Here is a 24,866-nt window from a genome sequence, read left to right on the forward strand (position 1 = left end):
GTCTTGCTATTGGAGCTTGAAACGGTGGGAAGTCCTTGTAGCCCGGTTAGGCCGCTGAACTGCAACGCCCCGCGTAACCTGCATTGCATGCGCCGCTCTGCGGCAGTAGACGATTGAAACTCCTTCCCGGATCACCATCACAACCCCCATACAGCCTCGAATAGATGCTTTAGCCACTGCGCGAAAGACTTGGACGGGCTCTCGTCGCGACAAAGGCGATGCGCAAATAGCCAAGTAGCGTACAGCGCAATGGCCAGGCACCCGAGAACTGTTACTAGAACGAGCGCAAGCTCCATTTTCTGCGGCCTAACGTACAGGTCAGCGGACGCCGCAGGCGGTCCGCTGCAACGACCGGCTATGCAGAGCCACCTTCGGAGGCACTGCGGTGGAAGTGGCCGAGAGCATACCGAAGCGGTACCCACGCCGCAGGCGGCTGAGGCGACAGGCTGCCTCCTCACCATGCGGCAGGCGGCGAACCGAAGAAAGCGGACGGCCAGTTTGGCTTGACCCGGCAAGATCACGACGACCGAAAGCGGGGGCTGATTGCGCCGAGCCCGAATGCGAGAACACCTCGGCCCGTAGCGCCGCGTGATTGCCGCGAACGCGCAACCCAGAACGGCTCGTCGAAGAATTCTTAGCCTGCTGCATAGCGTTCGAATTAACGGGCGCCGCCAGGCGTCCCGTTGAATGAGGGGTTAGGCCTCGGATTTTCCGCACCACAACGTAGGCAGATGTGAAGAGCTTTCGCCGCCGCAACACTATGAGTGGACATTTGTGCGAATCTTTCTAGCCAGAGCTTCAACGAACACATAGATGAAGACACTACTGCAAAAAATTAAGAACCCGAGTGGTATGCCCCAGCCGCCTAGGCCATGGAACTTACCGAAATAAATGCCGGTTCCCAAGCAGAGGAAGAAGTAAGCGAAAAAGGTGCACGCTGCGATGAAGATACCGAGGTTTTTGAGGACTTCCCGCTTTGAGCTTCCGATGAACAACAGTGCAAATGGGCCAAAGATAGCGAACACGTATAGAAGCGGGAACGCAAAGCCGATTCCTGCCCATTCTTGGATGAACTCAAGGTAGTGATGCATGGCTGAGGCCTAACGTTGAAGCTAACCGGCCCACGACGGCAGGACGCCGAAGGGCCAGAATGAAATGAGGCCCGTAGGTGGCATGCCGTTGTGGGTCCGGTTGAGCGACAGGTTAGGCCTTGAAGCACACGCGAACACCGCTGTAATACAGAATGCTTTGGTTTCACGCTAATCTACTGAGAAACGGCCTCGTGGTGATAGACAAGATTCCTTTCGAGTGAGTCGCGACAAAGTTTGGCTCGCCCCACAAGGCCGATAGGCAAATTCTCGTCTGCAAGAAAGAAGCGTTCTTCGGGATACAGCGCACCATTCTTATGGATGTTTAGTGCCTCAAGTTGCCGGCCAATTTCATCCGCAAGAATGAGCACCGCGCCGATGGAGTGCGGACTTACAAAGAAGTTTCCATTCTTCATTGGTAAAACTTTGAAGTCCGGACTGAATGCCAGTTCTTCCAAGCAGCGATGCGCATCTGCATCAGTATCAAATTCGGATTTTATGAAAAGGACAGTACCGTTCTCATAAATACGAAAGTTTCCCTTACCAGCGCCATAAGAACGCATCGCGTCGACCAACGCCTGATCTGACACCAGTTTTTCCGGACGCCACGAGATCGATGGATTTTCCATGCAAGGCCTAACGTTCGAGCTAACCGGCCCGCGACGGCAGGAAGCCGCAGGGCCAGAATGAAATGAGGCCCGTAGGAGGCATGCCGTTGCGGGTCCGGTTGAGCGACAGGTTAGAGCGCATTTTTGCCCTCAGCGAACACACCGCCCGAATGCAAATGCTCAAGGATTTTGAGCGCCAAGTAGCCATAGACGATCTCGGGTTTAGTGTCGTTCTGAACGTACCGCATGTGTGTGATGGTATGGGCGGTTCCCAGACGCGAATTGGCTTCAGCTAAGCCTTCAAGGACGCTAGCAATGACGTCCGCCTCCACTAACGGCTCGTGGCGGCATTCCCCTTGAGGCGGCAAACACTCGCAAGTCAGATCGCCCTGTACGCCAGCGCTCACACGAATTTGCAATAGGTTGTGCTTCGGGCCAGTGATCATCGAAGCGGCCAGGAAGTCACCGAGGCGGACGAAATGCATTTGATGCGCTCTAACGTCGAAGTTGAGCAGCGAGCGACGGCTGGGCACGGAAGGCCCAGAATGAAATGGGGGCCTGTAGTGACCAGCCGTTGCGTGTCGGCTCGAACGAATGGTTAGGCATCTGGCTGAACCAGCACCCATTGTGACGTGAAGTCTGGATCGATCACAGTTTCACCCGTGCCTCGCAAGTTGTATGACCCTGGAGGAATTGCTCTGAATACGTGCGTGGCTGGCGGCAGAGACTTGCTTTCTCCCTCACGAGTTCCGCGCAGGACAAGATTGATTCCGGAGTCTGCATTTGCCGAAACCACTGTTCCATGGAATTGCTCCTGGCGCAGTGTTTCACCACGACGATCTTCAATGGTGACGCCAACCAAGACGTACTTGCCAATCAGTTCGCGAGCAAATTCCGGGTCGAATGGAGGACGGTTGTCGTCGAAACTTGGGGGATGCTGCATTTGAGATGTCTAACGTGTTGTATATCGCAGGCAAACGCCGCTTATCACGGCTGCCGTCGCAATAACCGGTTGCACGCATGGCCAAGTAAGTGCTTGTCGGAATTGATTTTTCCTGCTGATTGTCTGCATTTCATCCAGCATTAATTTTCACGACAAAAGCCGCGCTTGTTACAAACAACCTTTTCGGTTCGTCGGGCGTCGGCAGCTGGATCGTAGGTGGCTATGTTGCCATCAAATCGCAGCGTTATTTCGCCGGCATTCACCCGTTCACCTGTTCACCTGTTCACTTCTTTCCGCCTCACTCCCCCAAATCCTGCAACTGCACCAGCCTCTGATACAGCCCGCCCTCGATCGCCATCAGCTCGCCGTGCGTGCCGCGTTCGACCAGGTGGCCGTGGTTGAGGACGACGATCTGGTCGGCTTCGCGGATGGTGGAGAGGCGGTGGGCAATCGCCACGACGGTGACGCGGCCGCGCAGCGCCGTCAGGGCTTCTCCGACGATTTGTTCGGTGGCGCTGTCGATATTGGAGGTGGCTTCGTCGAGGAACAAAATCTTGGGTGCGCCGGCCAGGGCGCGGGCCATGGCGATCAGCTGTTTCTGGCCGGTGGAAACGCGGGCTCCGCCTTCGCCGAGCAAGGTGTCATAACCCTGGGGCAGGGCGGACAGGAAGTCGTCGATGCGGGCCGCTCGTGCGGCCTCGCGCATTTGGGCTTCGCTGATGTCGGGGCGGCCCATGGTGATGTTCTCGCGCGCGCTGGCGGCCATCAGATAGGGCTCTTGCGGCACCAGGCCCACGGCCTTGCGGAAGGCCTCGTCGGGCACGCTGTCCAGGGCCTGGCCGTCGATCGTGATGCGGCCTTGCTGGGGGGCGTAAAAGCGCAGCAGCAGGGAGAGCAGGGTGGACTTGCCGCTGCCCGTGTGGCCGACGATGCCGACAAAGCTGCCGGGTTCGAAGTGCAGGTTCAAGCGCTCCAGCACCGGGCGGCCAGGTTGGTAGCTGAACTCCAGGCTTTCGATGCGGATCTCGCCGGCTTCGATGCACCGGCTGGCTTGCTGGCTGCTGCTGACCGGTGCGGTTTCCTGCAAGAGGCTGCGCACGCGCGCGGCGGCGATCATCGATTGCTGCAGCTGGCTGAACTGCAAGGTGATCTGGCTCAGTGGCTCGACCACGCGGGCGATATAGCTCAGGAAGGCGTAGAGCAAGCCCACCTCCAGCCCGCTCAGATCGCGCTGGCCGAAGCCGTAGATCACGGTCACCAGCAGCAGCACATTGAGCAGGTCCAGGGCCGGGCGCAGCAGCCAGGCATTGGCGCTGAGCTCGCGTACGCGGGCGCCCCGGTGCTGGGCATTGGTGGCCTCGAAGCGGGCGCTGAAGCGCGGCGCAGCGCCGGCCGATTGCAGCATGGCCATGCCGGCCATGCTCTCGGCCATCTGCGCATTGATGTCGCTGCGCAGCTCGCGCGCTCGCGCCACGGCCGGCGCGCTGAGGCGGCGGTAGATGCTGATGATGATCAGCATGGCTGGCACCAGCATGGCCACGATCAGCATCAGCCGCCAGTCCAGCCAGGCCATGGCGATCAGCGAGCCGAGCACGACGATGCTGGAGTCGAGCATCACGTACAGCACCTGGCGGTAGAGGGTGTTGACCGCCTCGCTGTCGTTGGTGACGCGGCTGACCAGCTGGCCGGTGATGGCGCGGTCGAAGAAGGCCATGGGCAGGGCCAGCACATGGTTGTAGACCCGCTCGCGCAGGCGCTGCACCGAGCGCCGCGCCACCCCGGCCATGCGGCTGAGCTGGGCAAAGCGGATCCAGCTGGCGGCCCAGCCGGTCAACAGCAGGGCGGCGAGCAGGCTGGCCATGGCTTGTACGTCGAATTGGCCGGGTAGCAGATAGGCGTCGATGTAATGCTTGCCGAGGATGGGGCCCAGCGCTTCCAGCCCGGCGGCCGTGATCAGCCAGGCCAGGCCGCGCCAGAGCTGGGGCCGCTCGGGTTGGGCTGCTTCCATCAGCAAGCCGACCGCCGCCCAGGGCGAGTCGGGCTTGCGGGCTTCGGCGGTGTTGCTGCTGTTGTTTTCGTTCTTGCTGTCGCTGCCTGCCGCGGCGGTGTCAGAGTGCGTCAAGGCTGGCCTCCAGTTGTTGATAGCGCCACTGGGTGGCATACCAGCCACCCAGGGCGAGCAGCTCGGCATGGCTGCCGCGCTCGGTGATGCGGCCGCCGCGCAGCACCAGAATCTGATCGGCCTCCATGACCGCGCTCAGGCGGTGGCTGACGATGATGGCGCTGTGCTCGGGGCGTTGGCGGCGCTGGGTGCGCAGGTGGTCGAGGATCTGTGTTTCGGTGCCGGTGTCCACGGCCGAGAGCGCATCGTCCAGGAGCAACACCCCCATGCCGCCTGAATGGGCTGGCCCGGCGCTTGGAACACCGAGATGGAGCAACGCCCGGGCAATCGCCACCCGTTGGCGTTGGCCGCCCGAGAGCGTCACACCGCGCTCGCCGATCTCGGTGGCGTAGCCCTGCGGCAGGCGCAGGATGTCCTCGTGCACGGCGGCCAGGCGGGCGGCTTCTTCGATCTCGGCGGCGCTGGCCTCGGGCCGGGCCAGGGCTATGTTCTCGGCGATGCGGGCCGAGAACAGAAACGGTTCTTGCGGCACCCAGGCCAGGGCGCGCCGCAGCGCGGCCAGGCGCAGCGCAGGCAAGACCTGGCCCCCGAAGGTGATCTGCCCTTGGCTGGGCTCGAACTGGCGCAGCAGCAGACGCAAGAGGGTGGACTTGCCCGATCCGGTCGGTCCCACCAGGCCCAGGGTCTGGCCGGGCGGCAGTTCCAGCGCGATGTCCTGCAGGGCCGGCTTCTGAGCCTCGGGGTAGCTGAAGCTGACGCCCTCGAAGCGCAGGGTCGCGGCTGGCGGCAGCTCGGCCTGGCCTTCGTCCTGCAGGCTCAGCGGCGCTTCCAGCACCGGGCCCAGGCGGTCCCAGGCGGCGCGGCCGCGCTCCAGCAGGGACAGCACCCAGCCGGCGGCGAACATGGGCCAGATCAGCTGGCCCAGGTACATGGTGAAGGAGGTCAGCTGGCCGATGCTCAGCTCCTGGCGCGCCACCAGCCAGCCGCCCAGGCCCAGGGCGATGGCCATGGCCGCGCTCAGGGTCATGCCCACGGCGGGTTCGAACGCCGCTTCCCAGCGCTGGGCCTGGAAGCTGGCTTCCCCGGCGCCGGCGGCCAGCTCGCTGAACTGGCGGGTGTTGCGCGGCAGCAGGCCCAGGGCGCGCAGGGTGCGCACACTGCTCAGGCCTTCTTGCACATGCTGGTTCAGGCCCGAAAACTGGGCCAGCGAGCTCTGCCAGGCCTGGTGCACATGGTTGGAGATGCGCCAGAAGGCAAAGGCCATGAAGGGAAAAGGAATCAAGGTGGCCAGGCCCAGGCGCCAGTCCACGCCCACCGTCATCATCAAGAGCACCAGCAGCAGGGTGAGGCTGCCGTCAAAGGCGGCCAGCAAGGCTTCGCCGGCGGCCATCTCGACGGCGTCGATGTCATTGGTGGCCAGGGCCATCAGGTCGCCGGTGCGCTTGGCCTGGAAGTAGGCCGGGCCTTGCAGGCTCAGCCGCGCATAGAGCCGGGTGCGCAGCTGCTGGCCCAGGCGGTAGGCGGCGGCAAACAAGGCCAGGCGCCAGCCCACGCGCAGCAGGTAGATGCAGACCCCCGCTCCCACCAGCAGGGCCAGCTCCTGCAGCAGGGCTGCGCCTTGCAGGCGACCGGCCACCAGGCCGTCCACCACCTGGCCCACCTGGCGGGGGATCCAGACGATCAGCAGGGCAATGCCGGCCAGCATCAGGGCCGAACCGGCATAGGCCGGCCAATGCCGGCGCACAAAGCCGGCGAGCATCTGGGTCAGGGTCATGGGGTCGAAAACGGGTTGGGGCGAGGTCGGGCGGCGATCAGAAGGAAGGGCCCGTGGTTTCAGCAGGCAGGCAGGCCGGCAGGGCGGGCTCGGCTGTCGGTGCTGGGGCGGATTCTAGGAGGCTCGCCAGTCGGGCCTTGTCAGCGGACTGGCGCGGCCCTGTTCCTTGGCTGGCGCGCCCCGGCGGCCCCCGTGTTTCGGGTGTCTCAAGTTGTCATCTATCCGCACTAGCATCTATTGCGCTGGGCTTGAAATCCTCAAAACATGCTCTGGCAAACGTTTGTTTGCGGCTCGGCTTGGGTGCCGGGGCTGCTGTGTCGTTCACCACCACGTCCTTCCATTCCCTTTTCTTCTTTTCATGTCGGAGTCCTCATGAAACTGAACACCCTCGTCGGCCTGCTGGCCACTGCGTTCGCCGCCCCCTTGGCCTTGGCGTCGAGCAATGGTCTGGTCATCAGCCAGGTCTACGGTGGCGGCGGCGCCACCACCGGCAGCCCCAGCTTCAAGCATGACTATGTCGAGCTCTTCAACGCCGGAAGCCAGCCGGTCAATCTGGCCGGCTATTCGCTGCAGTACGCCAGCGCCACCGGCACCGGCAGTTGGAACGTCTCGGCCCTGAGCAATCTGAGCAACACCGTGCTGCAGCCAGGCCGCTACCTGCTGATCCGCCAGGGCACGGGCGGCAGCCTCGGCGCCGACATCAGCACGCAAGACGGCACCGGCACGCTCAACCTCAGCGCCAGCGCCGGCAAGATCGCCCTGGTGGCCAACAGCACCGCCCTGAGCGGCGCCAATCCGGCTGCCAGCAGCTATATCGATCTGGTCGGTTACGGCGGCGCCAATGGTTTCGAGACCGCGCCCACGCCGGTGCTCTCCAACACCAGCTCGGCCCTGCGCAAGAGCGCCGGCTGCAAGGACGACAACAACAACAGCCAGGACTTCGACATCGGCAGTCCGCTGTTGCGCAACTCGGCCACGCCCGCGAACGTCTGCGGCGGCGGCGTGCCGGTTGACCAGCCCATCGTGCCGGTCTGCCCCGACAGCTCGGCCACGGCCGGCCAGACCAGCCGCTTCAACGTGACGGCCAGCGACGCCGACAGCATCGTCAACGCCCGCGCCATCTCCGGCACATGGCCCGCCGGCATCACCCTGGGCGCCTTCACCCCGGCCCAGGCCGATGGCGGCGTGGCCACGGCCGAGATCGAGGTGGATGCCTCGGCCGGCGGCGGCAGCTACAGCCTCAATCTGCAATGGGCCAACAACGAAGCGCAGACGGCCGTTTGCAGCTTCAAGGTCAATGTGGCCGGCCTCACGCCGATCTACAGCATCCAGGGCAGCGGCGCCAGCAGCCCGCTGCTGAACCAGACCGTCAGCACCGGCGGCGTGGTCACCTACCTGAGCCCCACCGGCTTCTACCTGCAAGACCCGCTGGGCGACGGCAACCCCGCCACCTCGGACGGCATCTTCGTCTTCACCAGCACCGCACCCACCGTGGCCGTGGGCCAGAAGCTGCAGCTCAGCGGTGTGGTCACCGAGTTCACTGCCGGCCAGGGCACCATCACCCAGCTGAAAAACATCAGCGGCCTGACGGTGCTGAGCAGCGGCCACCAGATCGAGCCCACGGCCGTCAACCTGGCCACCTTGCCCAATGGCGCGCTCGAGGCCTACGAGGGCATGTTGGTGACCTTGCTCGGCCCCATCACCGTGCAGCAGAACTACTTCCTGGGCCGCTATGGCCAGCTGACCCTGGCTGCCGGCGGCCGCCTGCTGAACCCGACCAATATCCTGCGCCCCGGCCCGGATGCCAACGCCCTGGCTCAGGCCAATCTGGCCCGCGCCATCATCCTCGACGACAACACCCTGGCGCAGAACCCCAACCCCGTGCCCTTCATGGGCCAGGACAACACGGTGCGCGCCGGTGACACTCTCGAGTCGCTGACTGGCGTGATCGACTTCGGCCCTGCCACCAGCAATGCCACCGGTGCCTCCATGTACCGCCTGCAGCCGGTGGGCACGCCGCAGTTCCAGCGCAGCAACCCGCGCCCGCAGACCGCGCCGGTCGTGGGCGGCAATGTGCGCATCGCCAGCGCCAATGTGCTGAACTTCTTCACCACCTTCACCAACGGCCAGACCGCCTCGGGCCAAACCGGCCAGGGCTGCAGCCTGGGCGGCGCCAGCTCGGCCGCCAACTGCCGCGGCGCCGACAACCTCAATGAGTTCACCCGCCAGAAGGCCAAGATCGTCGCCTCGCTGAGCACGCTCAATGCCGATGTCGTCGGCTTGATGGAGATGCAGAACAACGGCCAGGTGGCGGTGCAGAACCTGGTGGACGGCCTGAACGCCGTGCTCGGCGCCGGCACCTACGCTTCGGTGGCTTTGCCAGGCGACACCGGCGACGACGCCATCCGTGTGGCCATGATCTACAAGCCGGCCAAGCTGAGCCCGGTGGGCGCGCCGCTGTCTGACACCGACCCGGTCAACAACCGTCCGACCCTGGCGCAAGGCTTCCGCGCCGCCAATGGCGAGCGTTTTGCCGTGCTGGTCAACCATCTGAAGTCCAAGAGCTGCAGCGGTGCCTCAGGCACCGACGCCGATCAAGGCGATCTGCAAGGTTGCTACAACGCCACCCGCCAGCAGCAGGCGCAGCGCCTCAAGGTCTTTGTCAGCCAGGTCCAGGCGGCGGCCGGTACGCAGGACGTGATCCTGCTCGGTGACTTCAATGCCTATGCCAAGGAAGATCCGATCGAGATCCTGACCCAGGGCGGCGCCATCGTCGACCTGGTCGGCCGCATCGACCCTGAGGACTATTCCTACGTCTTCGACGGCTTTGCCGGCCGCTTGGACCATGGCTTCGGCAGCGCGTCCATCGTGCCCAAGGTGAGCGGTGCCACCTCTTGGCATGTCAATGCCGATGAGCCCACCGTCATCGACTACAACACCGAGTTCAACCCGGCCGGCTACTACAGCGCCGATCCCTTCCGCTCCAGCGACCATGACCCCATGGTCCTGGGCCTGAACCTGTACAAGAGCATCAAGGGCACGGCCGGCCGCGACACCTTGGTGGGCACGGCCGGTGACGACATCATCGAAGGCGGCCCCGGCGCCGACACCCTGACCGGCGGTGGTGGGCGCGACCAGTTCGTCTACACCAGCATGGGCGATGCCGGCGACGTGATCACCGATTTCAACCCCGCCGACGACCTGCTCGATGTGCGCGCCCTGCTGCAAAGCCTGGGCCTGAACCTGGCCGATCCTTTTGCCCAAGGGCACATCGTCTGCACCAATGTCAGCAGCAATGCCCTGGTCGGCATTGACGCCAAGGGCACGTCGGGCTTTCAGAAGAGCCGGCCGCTGGTGCAGCTCAAAGGCTTGCGCTGCGAGCAGCTGAGCCCCGCCAACTACCGCTACTGATGCTGAGGCGCGAGGGCCTGGTCCTCGCGCCACCTGCCCACCATTTTTAGGAAACACCGACCATGAAGCTTTTTTCGCACACCCTGATCCGCGGCGCAGCCGCCATGGCCTTGCTCACCGGTGCCCTGGCTGCTCAGGCCGCCACCTACAACTTCAGCGGCACCGTCATTTCCGGCCCGCAGCTCGGCCAGCTGCTCAGCGGCCAGTTCAGTTTTGACGATGCTGCCGCCGCCCTGGCTGGCCCGGACGGCACCGTGGCCCTGACCGGCTTGAGCCTGAGCTTCCTGGGACAGACCTTGCAATTGCCCGCGGCCATTGACGCCTATGCCCAGTTTGAGGGCGGCCAGTTGCTGGGCCCGAACGCCGGCTTCACAGGCTTTGCGACGCCGGGTGCCACGCTGCAGCTGCAGTCCTTTTTCGGCAGCAGTGGCTTCACCTACAACGCGAGCGGCCTGGACAGCCTGGGCGACTTGACCGTCAGCGCCGTGCCCGAGCCGGCCAGCTGGGCCTTGGGCCTGGCCGGCCTGGCCGTGCTGGCTGGCCTGAGCCGCCGCCGCGTGGGTTTCAGCGGCTGAGCGCCAATCGCAGCCCGAAGCCCAGCAGCATCAGCCCTGCCAGCTTTTCCAGCCAGCGGGCGATGCTGGGGTTGGCACGCATGCGCGCGGCCAGGTGGTGGGTCAGCAGGCTGGCCACCACGCCATAGCTGAAGCCCAGCACGGCGATGGTGGCGGCCATGGCCGCGAAGGTGTGAAGGCCCGGCTTCTGCGCCGGGTCCACGAACAGCGGGAAGAAGGCCATGTAGAAGACGATGGCCTTGGGGTTGAGCAAGGTGATGAAAAACGCCTGCTGGAAATACTGGCGCGGCCGGATGTTCAGGATCGGCGCCGCGCCCGGCTTGGCGCGAAGCATCTTCAGGCCCAGCCAGGCCAGATAGCCGGCGCCCAGCCATTGCACAGCGGCAAACGCGGTCGGGTAGGCCGCCAGCAAGGCCGCCACACCGGCCACCGCCAGCCAGAGCAGCACCTGGTCGCCGGCGACGATACCGGCGGAAGCGGCGATGCCGCCGCGCAAGCCGCCCTTGCTGGTCGATGTGATCAGGGCCAGATTGCCCGGCCCGGGGATCAACAGAAACACCAGGATGGCGGCGACAAAAGCGCCGTAGTCTGCAATGCCGAACATGGGTGGGGCTTTCGCTGGGGGCGGAGAGGTGATGGTAGGTGAACGGGTGAACGGGTGAACAGGTGGGGGCGGCTTCTTCACCCATTCACCCAATCACTCGTTCACCAAGGTCTTCCATCAATACGTCCTGCTCCCCTTGAACTGCGCGTGCTGGCGCCGCTGCAGCGTGGTGCTGCGGCTCATGGCCGCGAAGCTGACGCTGGCGTGGGCATGCATGATGGCCAGGCCCAGGGCGTCGGCTGCGTCCTTGCCGGGCTCGCCGGGCAGGTTCAGCAGGCGCTGCACCATGTGCTGCACCTGCTCTTTCTTGGCATGGCCGTTGCCGACGATGGCCTTCTTCATTTGCAGGGCGGTGTACTCGGCCACCGGCAGGTCGCCGGCCACCAGGCCCGTGATCGCCGCGCCGCGCGCCTGGCCCAGCAGCAGGGTGGACTGCGGGTTGACATTGACGAACACGATCTCCACCGCCGCACATTGCGGCTGGTAGCGCGTGCAGACCTCGCGCACGCCGTCAAAAATGATCTTGAGCCGCGCCGGCAGGTCGCCGGTGGCCACCGCATTGGTCTTGATGGTGCCACTGGCGATATAGCTCAGCCGCGGGCCGTCGGCATCGATGATGCCAAACCCCGTGGTCTGCAAGCCAGGATCAATGCCCAGGATGCGCATGGTGAAAAGTCCTCAGGATTGGCTCGCGTGGGGAGGGGTTCTGCGCAGGCTCACATTCGCACAGCGAATGTGAAGGCGCGCCAGCGCCGTGCCGAGGCTAAACCCCGTGGTCTGCGAGCCAGGATCAATGCCAAGGATGCGCATGGAGAAAAGAGTCTCAGGAATGGTTCGTGTGGGGATGGGCTCTCAACCGGTGGCCTGCAAGCCGGAGTTGATGGCGAGCATTCTCGTATCGCAAGTGTCGCAGCTGTGGCGACGTGTCCTGCGATGAGCTGTTTGGCTCAGGACTGACACCCAACGGTCACACTCGGATATTTCATCTCCGCTGCGTCTCCTCAATGCATATGAGGGTTTCGCCATAACGGCCCATTCAGAGGGAACTGGGCCTTGAAATCCCAGCTTATCGACTGGCCTCGCGATGCGCGCCTGAGAAGAATGCTGGCCATGCCCTGAGCCCGCCCCATGAAGCTGGGCCAGGAGTTTTGACAGAGCTTTCTTCAGGGAGAAGAAAAAATGAGCAGAACAGTTGGCTTTGGCATGCGTGCGCGCATGCGTGTCTTCGCGGCCGTGTTGACGGCCTTCACTTTGCTGGCCATGGCCCTGGGCCTGCAACGCCTCGGTGCGCTGGAGCAAGGCATGCGAACGGTGTATGAAGACCGGGTGTTGCCTTTGAAGCAGCTCAAGCGTGTGGCCGATGCCTATGCGGTTCAGGTGGTGGACGGCGCTCACAAGGCGGCCCACAGCGGCCGCGACATGAAGCAAGCCGCGCAGGACCTGCAGGCCGCCCGGGACACGGTCAACCGTGAGTGGGCGGCCTATCGCGCCACCCAGATGGACGCCAGCGAGCTGGCGCTGGCCCAGGAAGTCGAGTCCGCCATGCGTGCCGCCGAGGCGCCCTTGCTGGCGTTGCGTCAGCTGTTCGAGCGCCAGGCCCTGCCCGAACTGCAAACCTTTACGGCACAGCAGATGTATCCGGCCATTGACCCGATTTCCAGCCGGATCGAGGCCTTGGTCGAGTTGCAGCAGCAGGTGGCGGAGCAGGAGTACCTGGCGGCTCAGGCCAGCTACCGCCAGACCGTGCAGATGCAGATTGGCTTGATGGTGGCGGCCGTGCTGGTGGGCGCCTTGGTGGCGCAGTCCGTGGTGCGTTGGTTGACGCGCACCCTCGGCGGAGAGCCGGAGCTGGCTGCCCAGGTGGCGGGGCAGATCGCCTCGGGGGATCTGTCACAGCGAATTCAACTCCGGGCAGCGGGCGGCGTGCCTGCTGCTCAGAGCAGTGTGATCGGCGCGATGGCGGCCATGCAGACTCGCTTGCGCGAGGTCATTGGCGAGATCGCCTGCGCCTCCAGTTCGGTGGCCTCGGCGGCCGCGCAGATCGCCATGGGCAATCAGGACCTGAGCGAGCGCACCGAGAGTCAGTCTGCCAATGTGCAGCAGACGGCGGCCACCATGGCCAAGATGACCGAGGCGGTGCAGGACTCGGTCAAGGTGGTCAACGAAGCCGGTGCCCTGGCCCGGGGTGTCTCAGACACGGCCGACCGCAGCGCGGCCGTGGTGGAGCAGGTGGTCAGCACCATGCAGGGCATCGCTCAGGCCAGCCAGCGCATTGGCGAGATCACCTCGGTCATCGACGGCATTGCCTTTCAGACCAATATCCTGGCCTTGAATGCGGCCGTCGAGGCGGCGCGCGCGGGCGAGCAGGGGCGCGGTTTTGCTGTCGTGGCCTCCGAGGTGCGCAGCCTGGCGCAGCGGGCCACGCTGGCGGCGCGCGAGATCAATGGTCTGATCGCCGCCAGTGGGGAAAAAGTGGCCGATGGCTATGGCCAGGTGCAGGCCGCCGGGGCCTCGATGGAAGGCTTGTCGCAGCAGATCGCGGGCGTCAGCCAGCTGATCCAGGGCATGGGCGACCGCTCGAGCCACCAGAGCCGCGGTATCGGCGAAATCAACCAGGCCATTGGCGAACTGGATGCGCACACCCAGAAGAATGCCGCCCTGGTCGAGGAGTCCTCGGCGGCGGCACATGGCTTGCGCGAACAGGCGCAGCGCCTGAATGAGACGGTGGCCTATTTCCGCTTGCAGGCGCCGAGTGCCAGGGCCTGAGCGGCATCGAAGTCCGACAGCGGATGCCTGATTGAAGTGTTTGCTCTCAGACGATGCCGTCCTGGATCTGGTGCGACCAGGCTGTCTGAGCCCGTCTCACGGCGTCAGCTCGAATCGCCACCGCGGCGTTTGGGCCGCAGCGTGCTTGGCTGCGATCCGGAAGCAGGCGATCGGGCTTACTTTCGACGCGCCGCCCACAGCAAGCCCAAGGCCGTCAAAGACAGCAGCAAGGCGCCGGGCTCCGGGATCTGGCCGCCGGGCTGCAGGGTGGCGCTGTAGCTGGCCACGGCGTCGGGTGCTGCGGCAATGAACTGGCCGCCGGCCAAGGGGTCGCCGGAAAAGAAGTCTCCGGAAAGTACGAACAGACCGCTGTTGCTGCTGCCTTCAGGCGCTAGAGCATCCCAGCTCAGCTGGAACAGGCCGGCGAGGTTGGCGCTGAAGTTTTGTGAGACCGTGGCGCCTGGCGCCAGCACCGGGAAATCGAACAGGGACAAGGGCGAGCCCCATTGAAAACTGTCCGCATTCAAGGCGCTGGCGACAAAGTAGTCGCTGCTGTTGTTGGTGATCTGGTAACCCCAACCCACGGTGCTTCCGGCCACGCCGCCGACATGGGCCGGCGTGGCGAGGAAGCTGATCAAAGGATCGGCCAGGGCTGCGCCGCTGGCGGCGAGTGCAAGGCCCAAGCCCAGCAGGCCTTTTGCCAAGCGCCCGCTCAGGCCCGGATTGCGGCGCGAGTTCTGGCCCGTTGCGGCCGTTCCTGTCGATGCGTTCATGCTTGCCATCCTCCGTGAATCGTGGCGGGTGCTCATTGCTTGGTGTAGGCAGAAACAGAACCCGAGAAATTCAGGCTCGTGCCGCTGCCGTCTTTCAGCTGCCCCTGCTGAGTCAGGGAAATACGCTTGACCGAAGCCGGCAAGGCCAGCTGGACTTCGACGGTGCTCTTGGCGCCCGGCGCCAAGTTGCCCACGGTGATCGGCAGGCTGGTGCCGCTGACGGTGACCGTGCCGGCGCCGGCCAGCGAGCGCGCTGTGACTTGGTTGATGCGCACGTCCTGGGCCACGGAGGCGCCGTTGTTGCTCACATCCAGGCGGGCCAGGAAACGGCCCGGCGAGACCGGTGTGAGGCTGGCCAAGCTCAGGTTGACGCGCGGCGGGCCGGACTGCATCAGTACGCCGTAGGCCACGCCGCCATTGGCCAGGATGGCCGTCCAGTGTGCGCTCAGGTACTGCGAGCTGGCACCGGCCAGCACGACGGCGAAGCCCGTCAAGCTCTGGCCGGGCATGACATCGGCACTGCCGTCATTGCGCCAGCGCAGTTCCACGGCCGGACTCTCTTCGGTGGTCAGCACCATCGGCGTCCACGCGGCCGGCGACAGCACCGTACCCGGCATGATGCCGGCTTCGATGGTCCAGCCGTCGGGGTAGCGTGTCAGCTCTGGCACGCCGTAACGGTAGTCATTGCCGATGGCCAGGGCCACCACGCGCTGACTGCCCTGGTTGCTCAGCTTGTACTGATAGGTGGTGCGCCCGTTCAGCGTCAGTGCCGTGGCGCTCACGGAAATGCCGTTTTCCTGCTGGGCTTGGGCCGGCGCAGGAAGCACCAGCAGCAAGGAGACCAGCGGAGCCACGAAGCGCAGGAACAAGTTCCTGATGGGGGTCATGGTGCGCTCCTTATTGGTGAACATAGTGGACCGGATCGGTGGCCGGCAAGGGTCGATTCAGCAGGCAACCGGTGGTGGCGGTTGCGAACTGCGCTGCCGTCAGGCTGGACCGCATGTCGATCGCTTCCCCCTGCGTATGTTGGCTGGAGGCAGCCGGTCGCTGGGTCAGCAAGAGGCCGTGACGTTGAAACTCCGCCTGAACCTGGGTGCGCAAGTCGGCGCATTCTGGCTCACGCATATCGCGCAACAGATCCCACTTGTCCCAGACCTCACGCAAATGCTGCTGGTATTGGGGCGGACGGTAGGCCGATGCCACGGTCACCGTGCCACCCGCTGCCGCTGCAGCGGTTTGCACGCAGCTGAGCGCCGTGCGCATGCGCTGTGTCAAATTGGCGGTATCCAGAGAGGCACCGCCCTCGAATGAAATCGCTGTCGCGTCGGTCAGCGGGGTCAGCGGTGGCACCGTACAAGTGCTCAGCGTGAAGCCGATCAAGCGGCCCTGGGTCTGGTCGCCCCAGCCGTCGTTGGTCACGGCGAAGACGAAGCGCACCCGCTGATTGCGCCAGGGGTTCAGATTGATGGAGCGGGTGACCACCGGGCTTTCAAACAGCACGCCATAGGTCGAACCCGGCTGTCCGAGGCGGGAGACGATGGGCACGTTGCCCGTCGGCGTCTCGACATGAATGTCATACCAGTCGTAAATGCCGGCGTCATAGGTGGAAATGGCGTAACCGAAGGCGGCCAGACCGCCATCGTTGACGTCGACGTCGATGCTGAAGACGCGGCGGCCACTGGGTTCCAGGCCAGGTGCCTGCGGGCCGTTGGGACCGCCCGGGTAGGGCGTGTCCCAGCGGCTGATCAGGGCACTGAGGCCGTTGGCAGCCGTCGAACTGCTGATGTAGCCGTTGCCGCTGTCCTGGGTGCCGGCGATGACGGCCGGCCGTGCCGGAGGCAGCTGGGCCTGGGCCAGTTGCCCGGGCAGGCACAGGGCCAGGGGCAGATATCTCAGGGCCAGCAGGGGCCAGCGTGTGCGGGAAATCGGGGTCGTGCGGGTGGGCTTAGGGCCCTGCGGCACACTCGGGGACTTGCAATTCATGCCTTCTCCCTCTCGCTGGATGGCGTTGACAAGCAGACCCAGTACCAGCACCGAAGGCGCCAGACGCGCTCGCTGTGACGAACGCTCCGACGGCGGGTGGAACAGAGTGGACGCGATGCTAGCCCGCGCCGCACGAAAAAAACCATGCCCCCCTAACTCCGAAAGTGTACGTTCTTGTAACGGCCATGCTCGCAAGTGCTCACGCCCGTTTCAGCGGAAATTCACAAGGACAGCTTGAAATACCAGCGCACCGAATGGAAAAACACCGGCGCGGCGAAGCACAGCACGGCGATGCGGTCGAGCAGGCCGACCGCGCCGGTGATGGAGCTTCGGTTGCCCCAGTAGCGCACGCCGGCGTCGCGCTTCAGTGCTTTCATGACCAAGGTGCCGAAGCTGCCGGCACCGGCGGCGATGAAGGCCATGACCAGGGCCTGGCCGACCTTGAAGGGCGTGATCCAGTAGAGCAGGGCGCCGACCAGGGCGGCGCTCAGGGTGCCGATCCACCAAGCGCGCATTGAGAAACTGCGGCTGATGCGCCGCGCCACCGGGCGGCGGCGCAGGCGCCGGCTGGCCACCAGCTGGGCCAGCTGGCCGCAACTGACCACCATCACCAGAAAGAACAGCAGGAAGGCGCCGCGGCCCCGGTAGCCGGGGAAGTCCAGCAGCAGCAGAGCTGGCGCATGCGAAAGGCCGTAGACGCAGACCATGATGCCCCACTGGATCTTGGCATTACGTTCGAGGAAGCGGGCCGGGTCGTCGGCCAGTGCGCTGACCACCGGAATCGCCAGAAAGGCGTAGACGGGGATCAGCACCGAGAACAGGTCGAAATGCCTCCCGCCGGTCAGCACGTACTGCACGGGCAGGATGACAAAGAAGGCCAGGATCAGGCTGCGGTGGTCGGCGCGGCGGGTGTGCATCAGGGTGATGAACTCGCGCAGGGCCAGGAAAGACAGCACGCCGAACAACAAGGTGGCGCCCAGCGGGCCTGAGATCCAGGCCGCCCAGAACAGGCAGGCGCCGCCCCAGAGGAAACCGAGTTCATGGCGCAGGCCGCGGCGGCGCGGTGCCAAGGTCAGAGGTGCATCGCCCCAGAGGGTGGAGTCGAGGTGGCTGTCCGACTCGCCCGGCCGGTCATCGTCCTGGCTGAGGCCGCGGTGGCGGGCACGCAGCTGCAGCACAAAGCTGGCCAGGCTGAGCAGCATCAGGGCGCCGAACAAAATGATGAAGAGCAGAGCGACCTGGCCGCTGCTGTCCAGGGACTTGAGCCATTGAATCGGATTCATCATGATGCGGCCCCGCCCCCTTCGCCGCAGCCCGGGCGGCAGGCCAGCACGGCCGCGCGCGCACGCTCCAGGAAGGCGCGCTTGTCCTCGTCGGCCTTGAGCTGGATCGGCGCGCCAAAGGTGACCGTGCAGAGAATCGGCACCGGCACGATCTCGCCCTTGGGCATGACACGCTGGACGTTGTCGATCCAGGTCGGGATCAGGCGCACCTCGGGGAACTGTTCGGCCAGGTGGTAGAGCCCGGCCTTGAAGGCCTGCGGCTCGCCCTTGTTGGAGCGCGTACCCTCGGGAAAGATCACCAGGGAGTCACCGTTGCGCAAGGCCTCGATCAGGGGCTCCAACGGGTCTTCATCGGGCGAGCTGCGGGTGCGCGAGACGTAGATGGCGTTGAACACCGCGCGGGTCAGCCAGGCTTTGAGCGGGCTGCTGGTCCAGTAGTCGCGGGCGGCAATCGGGCGGGTCTGGGCGCGCAGCTCGCGCGGCAGCGCGGCCCAGATCAGCACCCAATCGAAATGGCTTTGGTGGTTGGCGAAATAGATGCGCTGCTCCGCCATGGGCGGGCAACCTTTCCAGTGACCTTGGGCGCCGGTGATCAAGCGCGCCAGCGAAGACAGGGCCAGACCGGCCGTGGAAGCAAGAGACATCCCGAGATGGTAGCCGCTGGCCGGCCTCGCCCGGGTGGCGCTTCAGTGGCCGCGCAGCATCCAGTAGATCAGCAGCCCTGCAGTCAGCCCGCCTTGCGACCAGAGTGTCAGGCGCAGCAGGCGTTGTGCGCCAGCGGGCAAACGCGTCTTCAGAGAGGCCTGCAAGGATAGACCCAGCACCAGGCAAACAGCCACCAACACAGCCCAGGCCATCCAGACGATGCCGATGCCCATGCAGCCAAAGCCTTCACAGCGCAATCGCCAGGTCAACAGTGCACCGCCAAACATCAGCAGGCTCAGCATCACGAACAGTGCCAGCAGCAGGCCCTGCAGGAGGCTCAGACGGTTTGCCTGATTCATGGCACTTCAGCGCTTCACCGCGCCAAAGGGGTCGCCCGCGCGCCAGGCCGGCAGGGCCTCCGCGTCGGCGACCGCGCGGCCCAGACGCAAGGTGTACTGCGCCTGTTCGCGCATGCCGGCGAGGTCCCAGCTCGGGTCGTACTGGTCGCTGGGCTGGTGGTAGCGCTTGCCGTAGGCGCGGCGCTTCTCGGCCACGGCCGGCGATTCATCGAGGTACTGGCCGCCGCTGCTGACCGAAAACGCCGGCACGCCGGCCTTGGCGAAGCTGAAATGGTCGCTGCGGAAGTAATAGCCGCCGACATCGACGCGCGGCGGCGCGATGCTCAAGCCCATTTGCCCGGCCACCTGGGCCGCCAGCGCGCCCAGATCGCTGCGCTCGGCGCCATGGGCACCGATGTCGCGCGTGCGGCCCACGAAGTTGAGGGTGTCGAGGTTGAGGCTGGCCGCCGTGCGCGCCAGGGGCCAGAGCGGCTGCTGGGTGTACCAAGCGCTGCCTAGCAGGCCCTGCTCTTCGGCCGCCACCCAGAGGAACATCTGGCTGCGCCGCGCCGGCTGGCGCACGGCAGCCTGCGCCATCGCCAGCAGGGCGGCCGTGCCCGAGGCGTTGTCCACCGCGCCGTTGAAGATCTGCGTTTCGCCGCGCTCGTTCGTGATGGTGCCCAGATGGTCCCAGTGGGCGGTGTAGATGACGAGTTCGTCCTTGAGCTTGGGGTCGCTGCCCGGCACCAGGCCGGCCACATTGAACTGCTCCAGGCGCCGCACGGCGGCATGCAGCTCGCCGCGCAGGCGCAGGCCCAGGGGCACGGGCTGGAACTCGCGGGTCTCGGCCTGGGCGCGCAGCGCGTCCAGGTCCAGTCCGGCGGCCTGGAACAGCTGCTGGGCGGCTGGCTCGCTGATCCAGCCTTGCAGTGGCAGGCCCGGGCTGGCGCCGTCGAGCTGGAACTGCTCGCTGAAAGCGCCCTGGCTGACCACGCTCCAGCTGCTCAGGGTCGAGGCCTCGGTGTGCAGCACCAGCACGCCCTTGGCGCCGCGGCGCAGGGCTTCTTCGTATTTGTAGCCGCGGCGGCCGTAAATCGTCATCGCCTTGCCGGCAAAGCGGCCGGGTTCGGCCTCGGTGGGATAAGGGTCGTTGGCCAGCACGATCAGCACCTTGCCGCGCAGGTCCTGGCCCTTGAAATCGTCCCAGCGTTCTTCGGGCGCGCTGATGCCGTAGCCGGCGAAGACCAGTTCGTCGGCAATCGCATTGAGCGGCTGCCCATTGCCGCTACCGTAGACCCAGTCGGTGCCGAACTTCAGCACGGGCGCCGCTGCCTTGCTGCCCTCGATGCGCAGCTCACTCTGCGCTTGCAGCGTGCGCGTGCCCAGCAGGCGCACCGCCTGGCGGTAGCTGCCGCCCGGCGCAGCCGGCTGCAGGCCCAGCACTTTCGCCTGCGTCTCCAGGTATGCCACGGTCAGCTCGCCGCCGCGCTGGCCGGTGCCCCGGCCTTCGAACAGCTCGGAGGACAGCAGGGCCAGGTGGGCGCGCAGGGCAGCCTCGTCCACCTCAGGGTTTAGGGCGTGTGGATTCGGCGCTGCGGCCTGGGCCTGAACCTGGCTGGGCATCCAAGCAGCGCCCACGCAGGAAGCCAGGGCGAGAGCCAGGGGAAGTGATCGAAAAATTGAGTGCATGATCCGAGCAAGATGGCCGCTAGGGGGACAAGCCAGCATTAGAGCGGCTAGGCCACGGCCACTTCTTGCGGGTTATCCCCCGGCAAGGTCAAGGGCCTCAGCGGCCAGCGCTCGGCGGGGGCGCTTGGCCTTCGTGCGGGCAGCACAAACACCGCACCCGTTCGCCGCGAGCTCTGCGGCTCGCAGTCGTTCACCCGGCAGCTGCGTTGCGGTGCAAGCCCAAGGGCAGGGCGCTGACTTGACTTCCAAGTCGCCCCGCATCGGCGAGCCGAGCCCGTGCATCCCCGGCTTCGCATTGCATGTGATGGCCGGGCCCTGCCACAGGCTGGCGGGCGGCGCGCTGATCGCGGGTGCCAGCATTGACGACCTCGTCCATTGCTGCTGCGGCGGCTGCTTGCGGTCCATCGTGAAGGCGAATCAGGCCCGACCGAAAGGCGCGCCGCCTGCGTTTGAATCAGAAGGGCGCTGGGCGCGATGTCAGCGATTCGCGCCGAGCAATTGCGCTGCCGCCCAGCGAGCATCTTTGGCCCGCTCTGGGCCATCTTGCTCCGCAGCGGTGAGGGCGCCGTCGAACAACACCACCAAGGCCCGTGCGGTTTGCTCCGGGTTTTGAACCGGTGCTGCCGCGCACCAGGTCGCCAGTTGCTCATGCAACCACTGGCGCTGCGAGAGTGCAGACCGCCGCGCAGGGTGGCCGGCTTCTGGGTATTCCGCCACCAGATGCTGCACAGGGCAGCCACGAAATGATGTCTGGCTGACCCAGTCCACCAGAAAGTCGAACAGCCGCAAAGGCCGTTGCCCCACTTCCACGTTCTCCACATAGGCCTGGATTTGCGCCCGCGCGTCCAAGGCTCGGCGTTCAATGCAGGCAGCCATCAACTCGTCTTTGCTGCCGAAATGCGCATACAGCGAAGCCTTGGCAGCGCCGGCCTCGGCCAGGACGCGGTCGATGCCGACGGCCCGAAAACCCTCTTGGTAGAAGAGGCGATCTGCACTGTCGATCAGGCGCTCTCGCACGCTCAGGGCGTCTTTGTCAGAAGCTTTTCTTGAAACCATGTGTTGACAATACAGACAAGTCTGTCTAAAGTCAAAAACATAAACAGACAGACCGGTCTGTTTTATTGAGTGAATTCAAGCGAGGACTGAAGACATGGGATTCCAAATTGAAGGGGCAGTGGCCCTGGTGACAGGTGCCAATCGTGGCATTGGCGAGGCTTTGGTCGATGCTTTGTTCGCCAAAGGTGCGCTCAAGGTGTATGCCGGCGCAAGGCAGTTGGCCGATCTGGCGGCCTTGCAGACCCGGCATGGCGACAAGCTCGTGCCCTTGCAGCTTGATGTGACGAAAGCCAGCGACATCCTGTCCGCCACCGGGCATGCGCAAGATGTGACCCTCTTGATCAACAACGCGGGCCTTGCTGCGCACATGGGTCAGGACTTTGCCGACCCGACTTGGCTGAGCGCCGGTCGTGCCGAGATGGATGTGAACTACTTCGGCACCTTGCACATGATGCAGGCCTTTTCCCCCATCCTGGGGCGCAACGGTGGGGGCGCGATCGCCAATGTGGGCTCGGTGGCCTCGCTGGTGAGCTTCCCTCCATTCATGGCCTACAGCGCTTCCAAATCAGCCACGCATTCGGTAACGCAAGCGGCGCGCCTGGTGCTGGCGGCCCAAGGGACCCAGGTGTTCGGCATCTATCCCGGCCCTGTCGACACTCGCATGGCCGAGCAAGTGCCGTTTGAGAAAGCCATGCCGACGGCAGCCGCGCAAGCCATGGTGGAAGAGATCGAGGCGGGCGTGGAAGAGATCTTCCCCGACCCGATTGCCAAGGAGTTTGGACGCCTGTGGCGCGGCGAGCCCAAATCGCTGGAAGCCCATGTCTCTCAGATGATGGCGGCATGAAGCGAGGGCGCTGAACTGACACCCTCGTCAGAGGCGGTAGCTGTGAGAGATCGGTTTGCTGTGAATCTCAACAGAGGGCCTGGGCCGCTTGTCCGAGACCATGGCCGTGAGCACCCAGGCGCTGTTGGGCTACATGACGATGCCTTGCGCCTGTTGCGTCTGTAGAACTCAGGCTGGAAACAGATGCTGCCGCAGGCCCTCGCAAGCGTCCTCGACGATGTCGAGCACCTGCTCGAAGCCCTCGGGGCCGCCGTAATACGGATCGGGCACGGCCTGGGCTGATTGGCGCTGGCGGAAGTCGGTCAGCAGGCGCAGCTTGCTTTGCGGCTGGTCGGCTGGGCAGCGCTGGCGTAGCAGGGCGAGGTTGTCGGCGTCCATGGCCAGCAGCAGGTCGAAGTGCGCGAAGTCCTTGGCTTGCACCTGGCGGGCGCGCAGGGCCGACATGTCGATGCCTCGTTGCCGCGCATGGGCTTGCGAGCGCGGGTCGGGCGGCTCGCCCACGTGATAACCGTGAGTACCGGCGGAGTCCACCTCGCAGCGCTGCGTCAGGCCATGGGCGCGCAGTTGCTCACGGAACACGGCTTCGGCACTGGGGCTGCGGCAGATATTGCCCATGCAGACAAACAAAACGCGGATCGGGTCACGGCTCATGGCAAGGCGCTGCAGGTGGGGCAGCCGGCATTGTGCCGCGCTGTTCCCTGCCTTCTTCTTAGCCTTCAGCCAGCAGCCGCGCTTCGCGCCCGTTCAGGCGCTGGGCCAGCCCCGCCGTCATGCGCGCCGCCTGGCTGTAGACCGTCATCTGCGGGTTGGCGCCGATGCTGGTCGGGAAGGTCGATCCGTCGTGCACCGAGACATTGCGCAGCTGCCAGTGCTGGCCGTCGGGCCGCACCACGCCGCGCGCGGCATCGGCCGCCATGCCGCAACCGCCCATCACATGGGCACTGGCAAAGCCGGTGATGTAGGGTTTGTAGGGCAGGGCCTGGATGGCCGCCTTGGCCTCGGCCCAGCTGCGGTAGTCTTGCGCCAGCTCATGAACCGGGTGCACGCTCTTGGCGCCGGCGGCGAACTGCACCTCAGCCATGGTCAGGTGGGCGCGGCGGGCGCCTTCCAGCAGATAGCTATTGACCGGGTAGTCCAGGGCCGGGCTGCCGTCACGGCGCAGCTTGACGCTGCCGCCGACGGAGTCGGGGTGGAAACCATCGCGCAGCAGGCCGATCAGTACGGCGGTTTGCGGCAGGGCGCGGGCTCGCTCGGCCAGCGCGCTGCCGATGCCGCCCAGATTGGTCAGGATCAGGCCCGGGTGCACCGGCGCAGTTTCGAGCTTGTAGCCGATCACGCCGTCCATGGGCTGGGTGCTGAGGAAATGGTCGGAGTAGAGCGCCAGGGGCGCGCCGGCCCAGCCGTTCACCGCCTCGGGCATGACGCTGCTGCTGGCCACGGTGGGGTGCAAAAAGGTGCGCCGGCCGAGCAGATTGAAGGGGTCGGGGGCGTCCGAGCGCAGCAGCAGGGCGGGCGAGTTGATGGCGCCGCCGGCCACGACGAAATGCTTGGCGCGCACGCGCAGCGGCGCGCCGGCCGGGCTGCCGTCGGTCTGGATGGGCTGGCAGATCAGGGCCTCAGCCTCGCGCTCGTCGCTGTTGCCCAGCTTGGTTTGCAGCTCAAAGCGCTCGGCCCGGGTCTGCACCAGCAAGGTGGCGCCCAGGTCCAGGGCGGCCGGGATGGTGGTCACCAGCATGGACTGTTTGGCATTGGTCGGGCAGCCCAGGCCGCAGGAGCCGAGGTTCCAGCAGCCTTTGACATTGCGATTGATCGTGGGCGCGGGGATGCCGATCTTCTCCAGGCCACGGCGCAGCACCTGGTTGTTGGCGTTCGGCTCGGCCAGCCAGGGCGAGATGTTCAGGCGCTTCTCCACCTGCGCGAACCAGGGCGTCATGGCGTCGAAACTCAGCGTGCTCAGGCCGAAGCGCTCGCCCCAGAAGGCCAGGGTTTCAGCCGGGGTGCGGAAGGAGCCGGCCCAGTTGACCGTGGTGCTGCCGCCAACGCAGCGGCCTTGTAGCACGGGGATGGCTTGGTCGGCTGTTTTGCGGCCGCCGCCCTCTTGGTAGAGCTGGGTGTAGGCGTCGGATTCGCGCTGGCGGAAGTCGCGGCTGGACTTGAGCGGACCTTCTTCGATGATCAAGACCTTGAGGCCGGCGCGCGCCAGCATCTCGGCTGTGATGCCGGCGCCGGCACCGCTGCCGACGATGGCCACATCGCAATCCAGGCTGGCGGGCAAAGCGCCGTGCGGGCCGCCCAGCACCTTCCAGCCACGCGCGAGTCCCTCGGCAATGGGGTCGGGAATGCTTGCAATCGTGCTGCTCATGT

At 65.3% G+C, this 24,866-nt stretch carries 21 protein-coding genes; 4 read left to right on the forward strand and 17 right to left on the reverse strand.

Going from position 1 to position 24,866, the window contains the following annotated elements; all coding sequences use genetic code 11:
- Positions 1 to 1,264: 1,264 nt before the first annotated feature.
- The 5 genes from LNV23_RS06730 to LNV23_RS06750 form a co-directional block, all read right to left on the reverse strand.
- The gene (locus tag LNV23_RS06730; RefSeq protein WP_263562278.1) at positions 1,265 to 1,717 is read right to left on the reverse strand and encodes a hypothetical protein; all 453 of its coding nucleotides are present in this window, start codon (positions 1,715 to 1,717) and stop codon (positions 1,265 to 1,267) included.
- Between the two features lie 110 nt (positions 1,718 to 1,827).
- Positions 1,828 to 2,181, reverse strand: a complete 354-nt coding sequence (locus LNV23_RS06735) for a hypothetical protein (protein ID WP_263562279.1) — start codon at positions 2,179 to 2,181, stop codon at positions 1,828 to 1,830.
- A 113-nt stretch (positions 2,182 to 2,294) separates the two neighbouring features.
- Positions 2,295 to 2,639: a hypothetical protein gene (locus tag LNV23_RS06740; RefSeq protein WP_263521146.1), complete on the reverse strand. Its 345-nt coding sequence runs from the start codon at positions 2,637 to 2,639 to the stop codon at positions 2,295 to 2,297.
- Positions 2,640 to 2,937: 298 nt separating this feature from the next.
- On the reverse strand, positions 2,938 to 4,647 hold the full coding sequence (locus LNV23_RS06745) for an ABC transporter ATP-binding protein (protein WP_263562637.1): 1,710 nt from the start codon (positions 4,645 to 4,647) through the stop codon (positions 2,938 to 2,940).
- Between the two features lie 100 nt (positions 4,648 to 4,747).
- Positions 4,748 to 6,535 carry an ABC transporter transmembrane domain-containing protein gene (locus tag LNV23_RS06750; protein ID WP_263562280.1) on the reverse strand — a complete coding sequence of 596 codons (1,788 nt, stop codon included), beginning with the start codon at positions 6,533 to 6,535 and terminating at the stop codon, positions 4,748 to 4,750.
- Positions 6,536 to 6,907: 372 nt separating this feature from the next.
- Between LNV23_RS06750 and LNV23_RS06755 the strand changes: the two genes are divergently transcribed.
- Together LNV23_RS06755 and LNV23_RS06765 are read left to right on the forward strand one after the other, a co-directional pair.
- Positions 6,908 to 9,946, forward strand: coding sequence for an ExeM/NucH family extracellular endonuclease (locus LNV23_RS06755; RefSeq protein WP_318023210.1), 3,039 nt, complete (start codon positions 6,908 to 6,910; stop codon positions 9,944 to 9,946).
- A gap of 62 nt (positions 9,947 to 10,008) precedes the next feature.
- Positions 10,009 to 10,521 (forward strand): PEP-CTERM sorting domain-containing protein, encoded by a 513-nt coding sequence (locus LNV23_RS06765; protein WP_263562281.1) that lies wholly within the window; start codon positions 10,009 to 10,011, stop codon positions 10,519 to 10,521.
- Here the strand turns inward: LNV23_RS06765 and LNV23_RS06770 are convergent.
- Together LNV23_RS06770 and ruvC are read right to left on the reverse strand one after the other, a co-directional pair.
- Entirely contained in the window at positions 10,511 to 11,125 is a 615-nt protein-coding gene (locus LNV23_RS06770; RefSeq protein WP_263562282.1) for a LysE family translocator, read from the reverse strand. The genes LNV23_RS06765 and LNV23_RS06770 overlap by 11 nt on opposite strands.
- Before the next feature lie 117 nt (positions 11,126 to 11,242).
- Positions 11,243 to 11,791 carry a crossover junction endodeoxyribonuclease RuvC gene (gene ruvC / locus LNV23_RS06775; protein WP_263518770.1) on the reverse strand — a complete coding sequence of 183 codons (549 nt, stop codon included), beginning with the start codon at positions 11,789 to 11,791 and terminating at the stop codon, positions 11,243 to 11,245.
- A gap of 513 nt (positions 11,792 to 12,304) precedes the next feature.
- Here ruvC and LNV23_RS06780 point away from each other — a divergent pair.
- Positions 12,305 to 13,891, forward strand: a complete 1,587-nt coding sequence (locus tag LNV23_RS06780; protein ID WP_263562283.1) for a methyl-accepting chemotaxis protein — start codon at positions 12,305 to 12,307, stop codon at positions 13,889 to 13,891.
- Between the two features lie 176 nt (positions 13,892 to 14,067).
- Here LNV23_RS06780 and LNV23_RS06785 read toward each other — a convergent pair whose 3' ends face one another.
- The 8 genes from LNV23_RS06785 to LNV23_RS06820 form a co-directional block, all read right to left on the reverse strand.
- Positions 14,068 to 14,664, reverse strand: a complete 597-nt coding sequence (locus LNV23_RS06785) for a PEP-CTERM sorting domain-containing protein (RefSeq protein WP_263562284.1) — start codon at positions 14,662 to 14,664, stop codon at positions 14,068 to 14,070.
- A 32-nt stretch (positions 14,665 to 14,696) separates the two neighbouring features.
- Positions 14,697 to 15,551 carry a hypothetical protein gene (locus tag LNV23_RS06790; RefSeq protein WP_263562285.1) on the reverse strand — a complete coding sequence of 285 codons (855 nt, stop codon included), beginning with the start codon at positions 15,549 to 15,551 and terminating at the stop codon, positions 14,697 to 14,699.
- Positions 15,552 to 15,561: 10 nt separating this feature from the next.
- Entirely contained in the window at positions 15,562 to 16,647 is a 1,086-nt protein-coding gene (locus LNV23_RS06795) for a D-alanyl-D-alanine carboxypeptidase family protein (RefSeq protein WP_263562286.1), read from the reverse strand.
- Between the two features lie 221 nt (positions 16,648 to 16,868).
- Positions 16,869 to 17,930, reverse strand: a complete 1,062-nt coding sequence (locus LNV23_RS06800) for a phosphatidate cytidylyltransferase (protein WP_263562638.1) — start codon at positions 17,928 to 17,930, stop codon at positions 16,869 to 16,871.
- Entirely contained in the window at positions 17,930 to 18,574 is a 645-nt protein-coding gene (locus tag LNV23_RS06805; protein ID WP_263562287.1) for a lysophospholipid acyltransferase family protein, read from the reverse strand. The genes LNV23_RS06800 and LNV23_RS06805 overlap by 1 nt, the downstream gene beginning before the upstream one ends.
- Before the next feature lie 42 nt (positions 18,575 to 18,616).
- The gene (locus tag LNV23_RS06810; RefSeq protein ID WP_263518761.1) at positions 18,617 to 18,934 is read right to left on the reverse strand and encodes a hypothetical protein; all 318 of its coding nucleotides are present in this window, start codon (positions 18,932 to 18,934) and stop codon (positions 18,617 to 18,619) included.
- A gap of 6 nt (positions 18,935 to 18,940) precedes the next feature.
- Positions 18,941 to 20,536, reverse strand: coding sequence for a M28 family peptidase (locus tag LNV23_RS06815; RefSeq protein ID WP_263562288.1), 1,596 nt, complete (start codon positions 20,534 to 20,536; stop codon positions 18,941 to 18,943).
- Between the two features lie 543 nt (positions 20,537 to 21,079).
- Positions 21,080 to 21,658: a TetR/AcrR family transcriptional regulator gene (locus tag LNV23_RS06820; RefSeq protein ID WP_263562289.1), complete on the reverse strand. Its 579-nt coding sequence runs from the start codon at positions 21,656 to 21,658 to the stop codon at positions 21,080 to 21,082.
- Between the two features lie 94 nt (positions 21,659 to 21,752).
- Here LNV23_RS06820 and LNV23_RS06825 point away from each other — a divergent pair, with 94 nt between their 5' ends.
- Positions 21,753 to 22,502, forward strand: coding sequence for an SDR family oxidoreductase (locus tag LNV23_RS06825; RefSeq protein ID WP_263562290.1), 750 nt, complete (start codon positions 21,753 to 21,755; stop codon positions 22,500 to 22,502).
- A gap of 168 nt (positions 22,503 to 22,670) precedes the next feature.
- On the opposite strand, the gene LNV23_RS06830 is transcribed toward LNV23_RS06825, so the two are convergent.
- Entirely contained in the window at positions 22,671 to 23,153 is a 483-nt protein-coding gene (locus tag LNV23_RS06830) for a low molecular weight protein-tyrosine-phosphatase (protein WP_263562291.1), read from the reverse strand.
- 58 nt (positions 23,154 to 23,211) lie between these two features.
- A complete protein-coding gene (locus tag LNV23_RS06835; RefSeq protein ID WP_263562292.1) occupies positions 23,212 to 24,864 on the reverse strand; it encodes a GMC family oxidoreductase in 1,653 nt (550 codons plus the stop codon).
- Positions 24,865 to 24,866 lie beyond the last annotated feature (2 nt).

It is taken from the genome of Kinneretia sp. DJ1R-11 (genome assembly GCF_025717595.1).
Classification (GTDB): domain Bacteria; phylum Pseudomonadota; class Gammaproteobacteria; order Burkholderiales; family Burkholderiaceae_C; genus Paucibacter_A.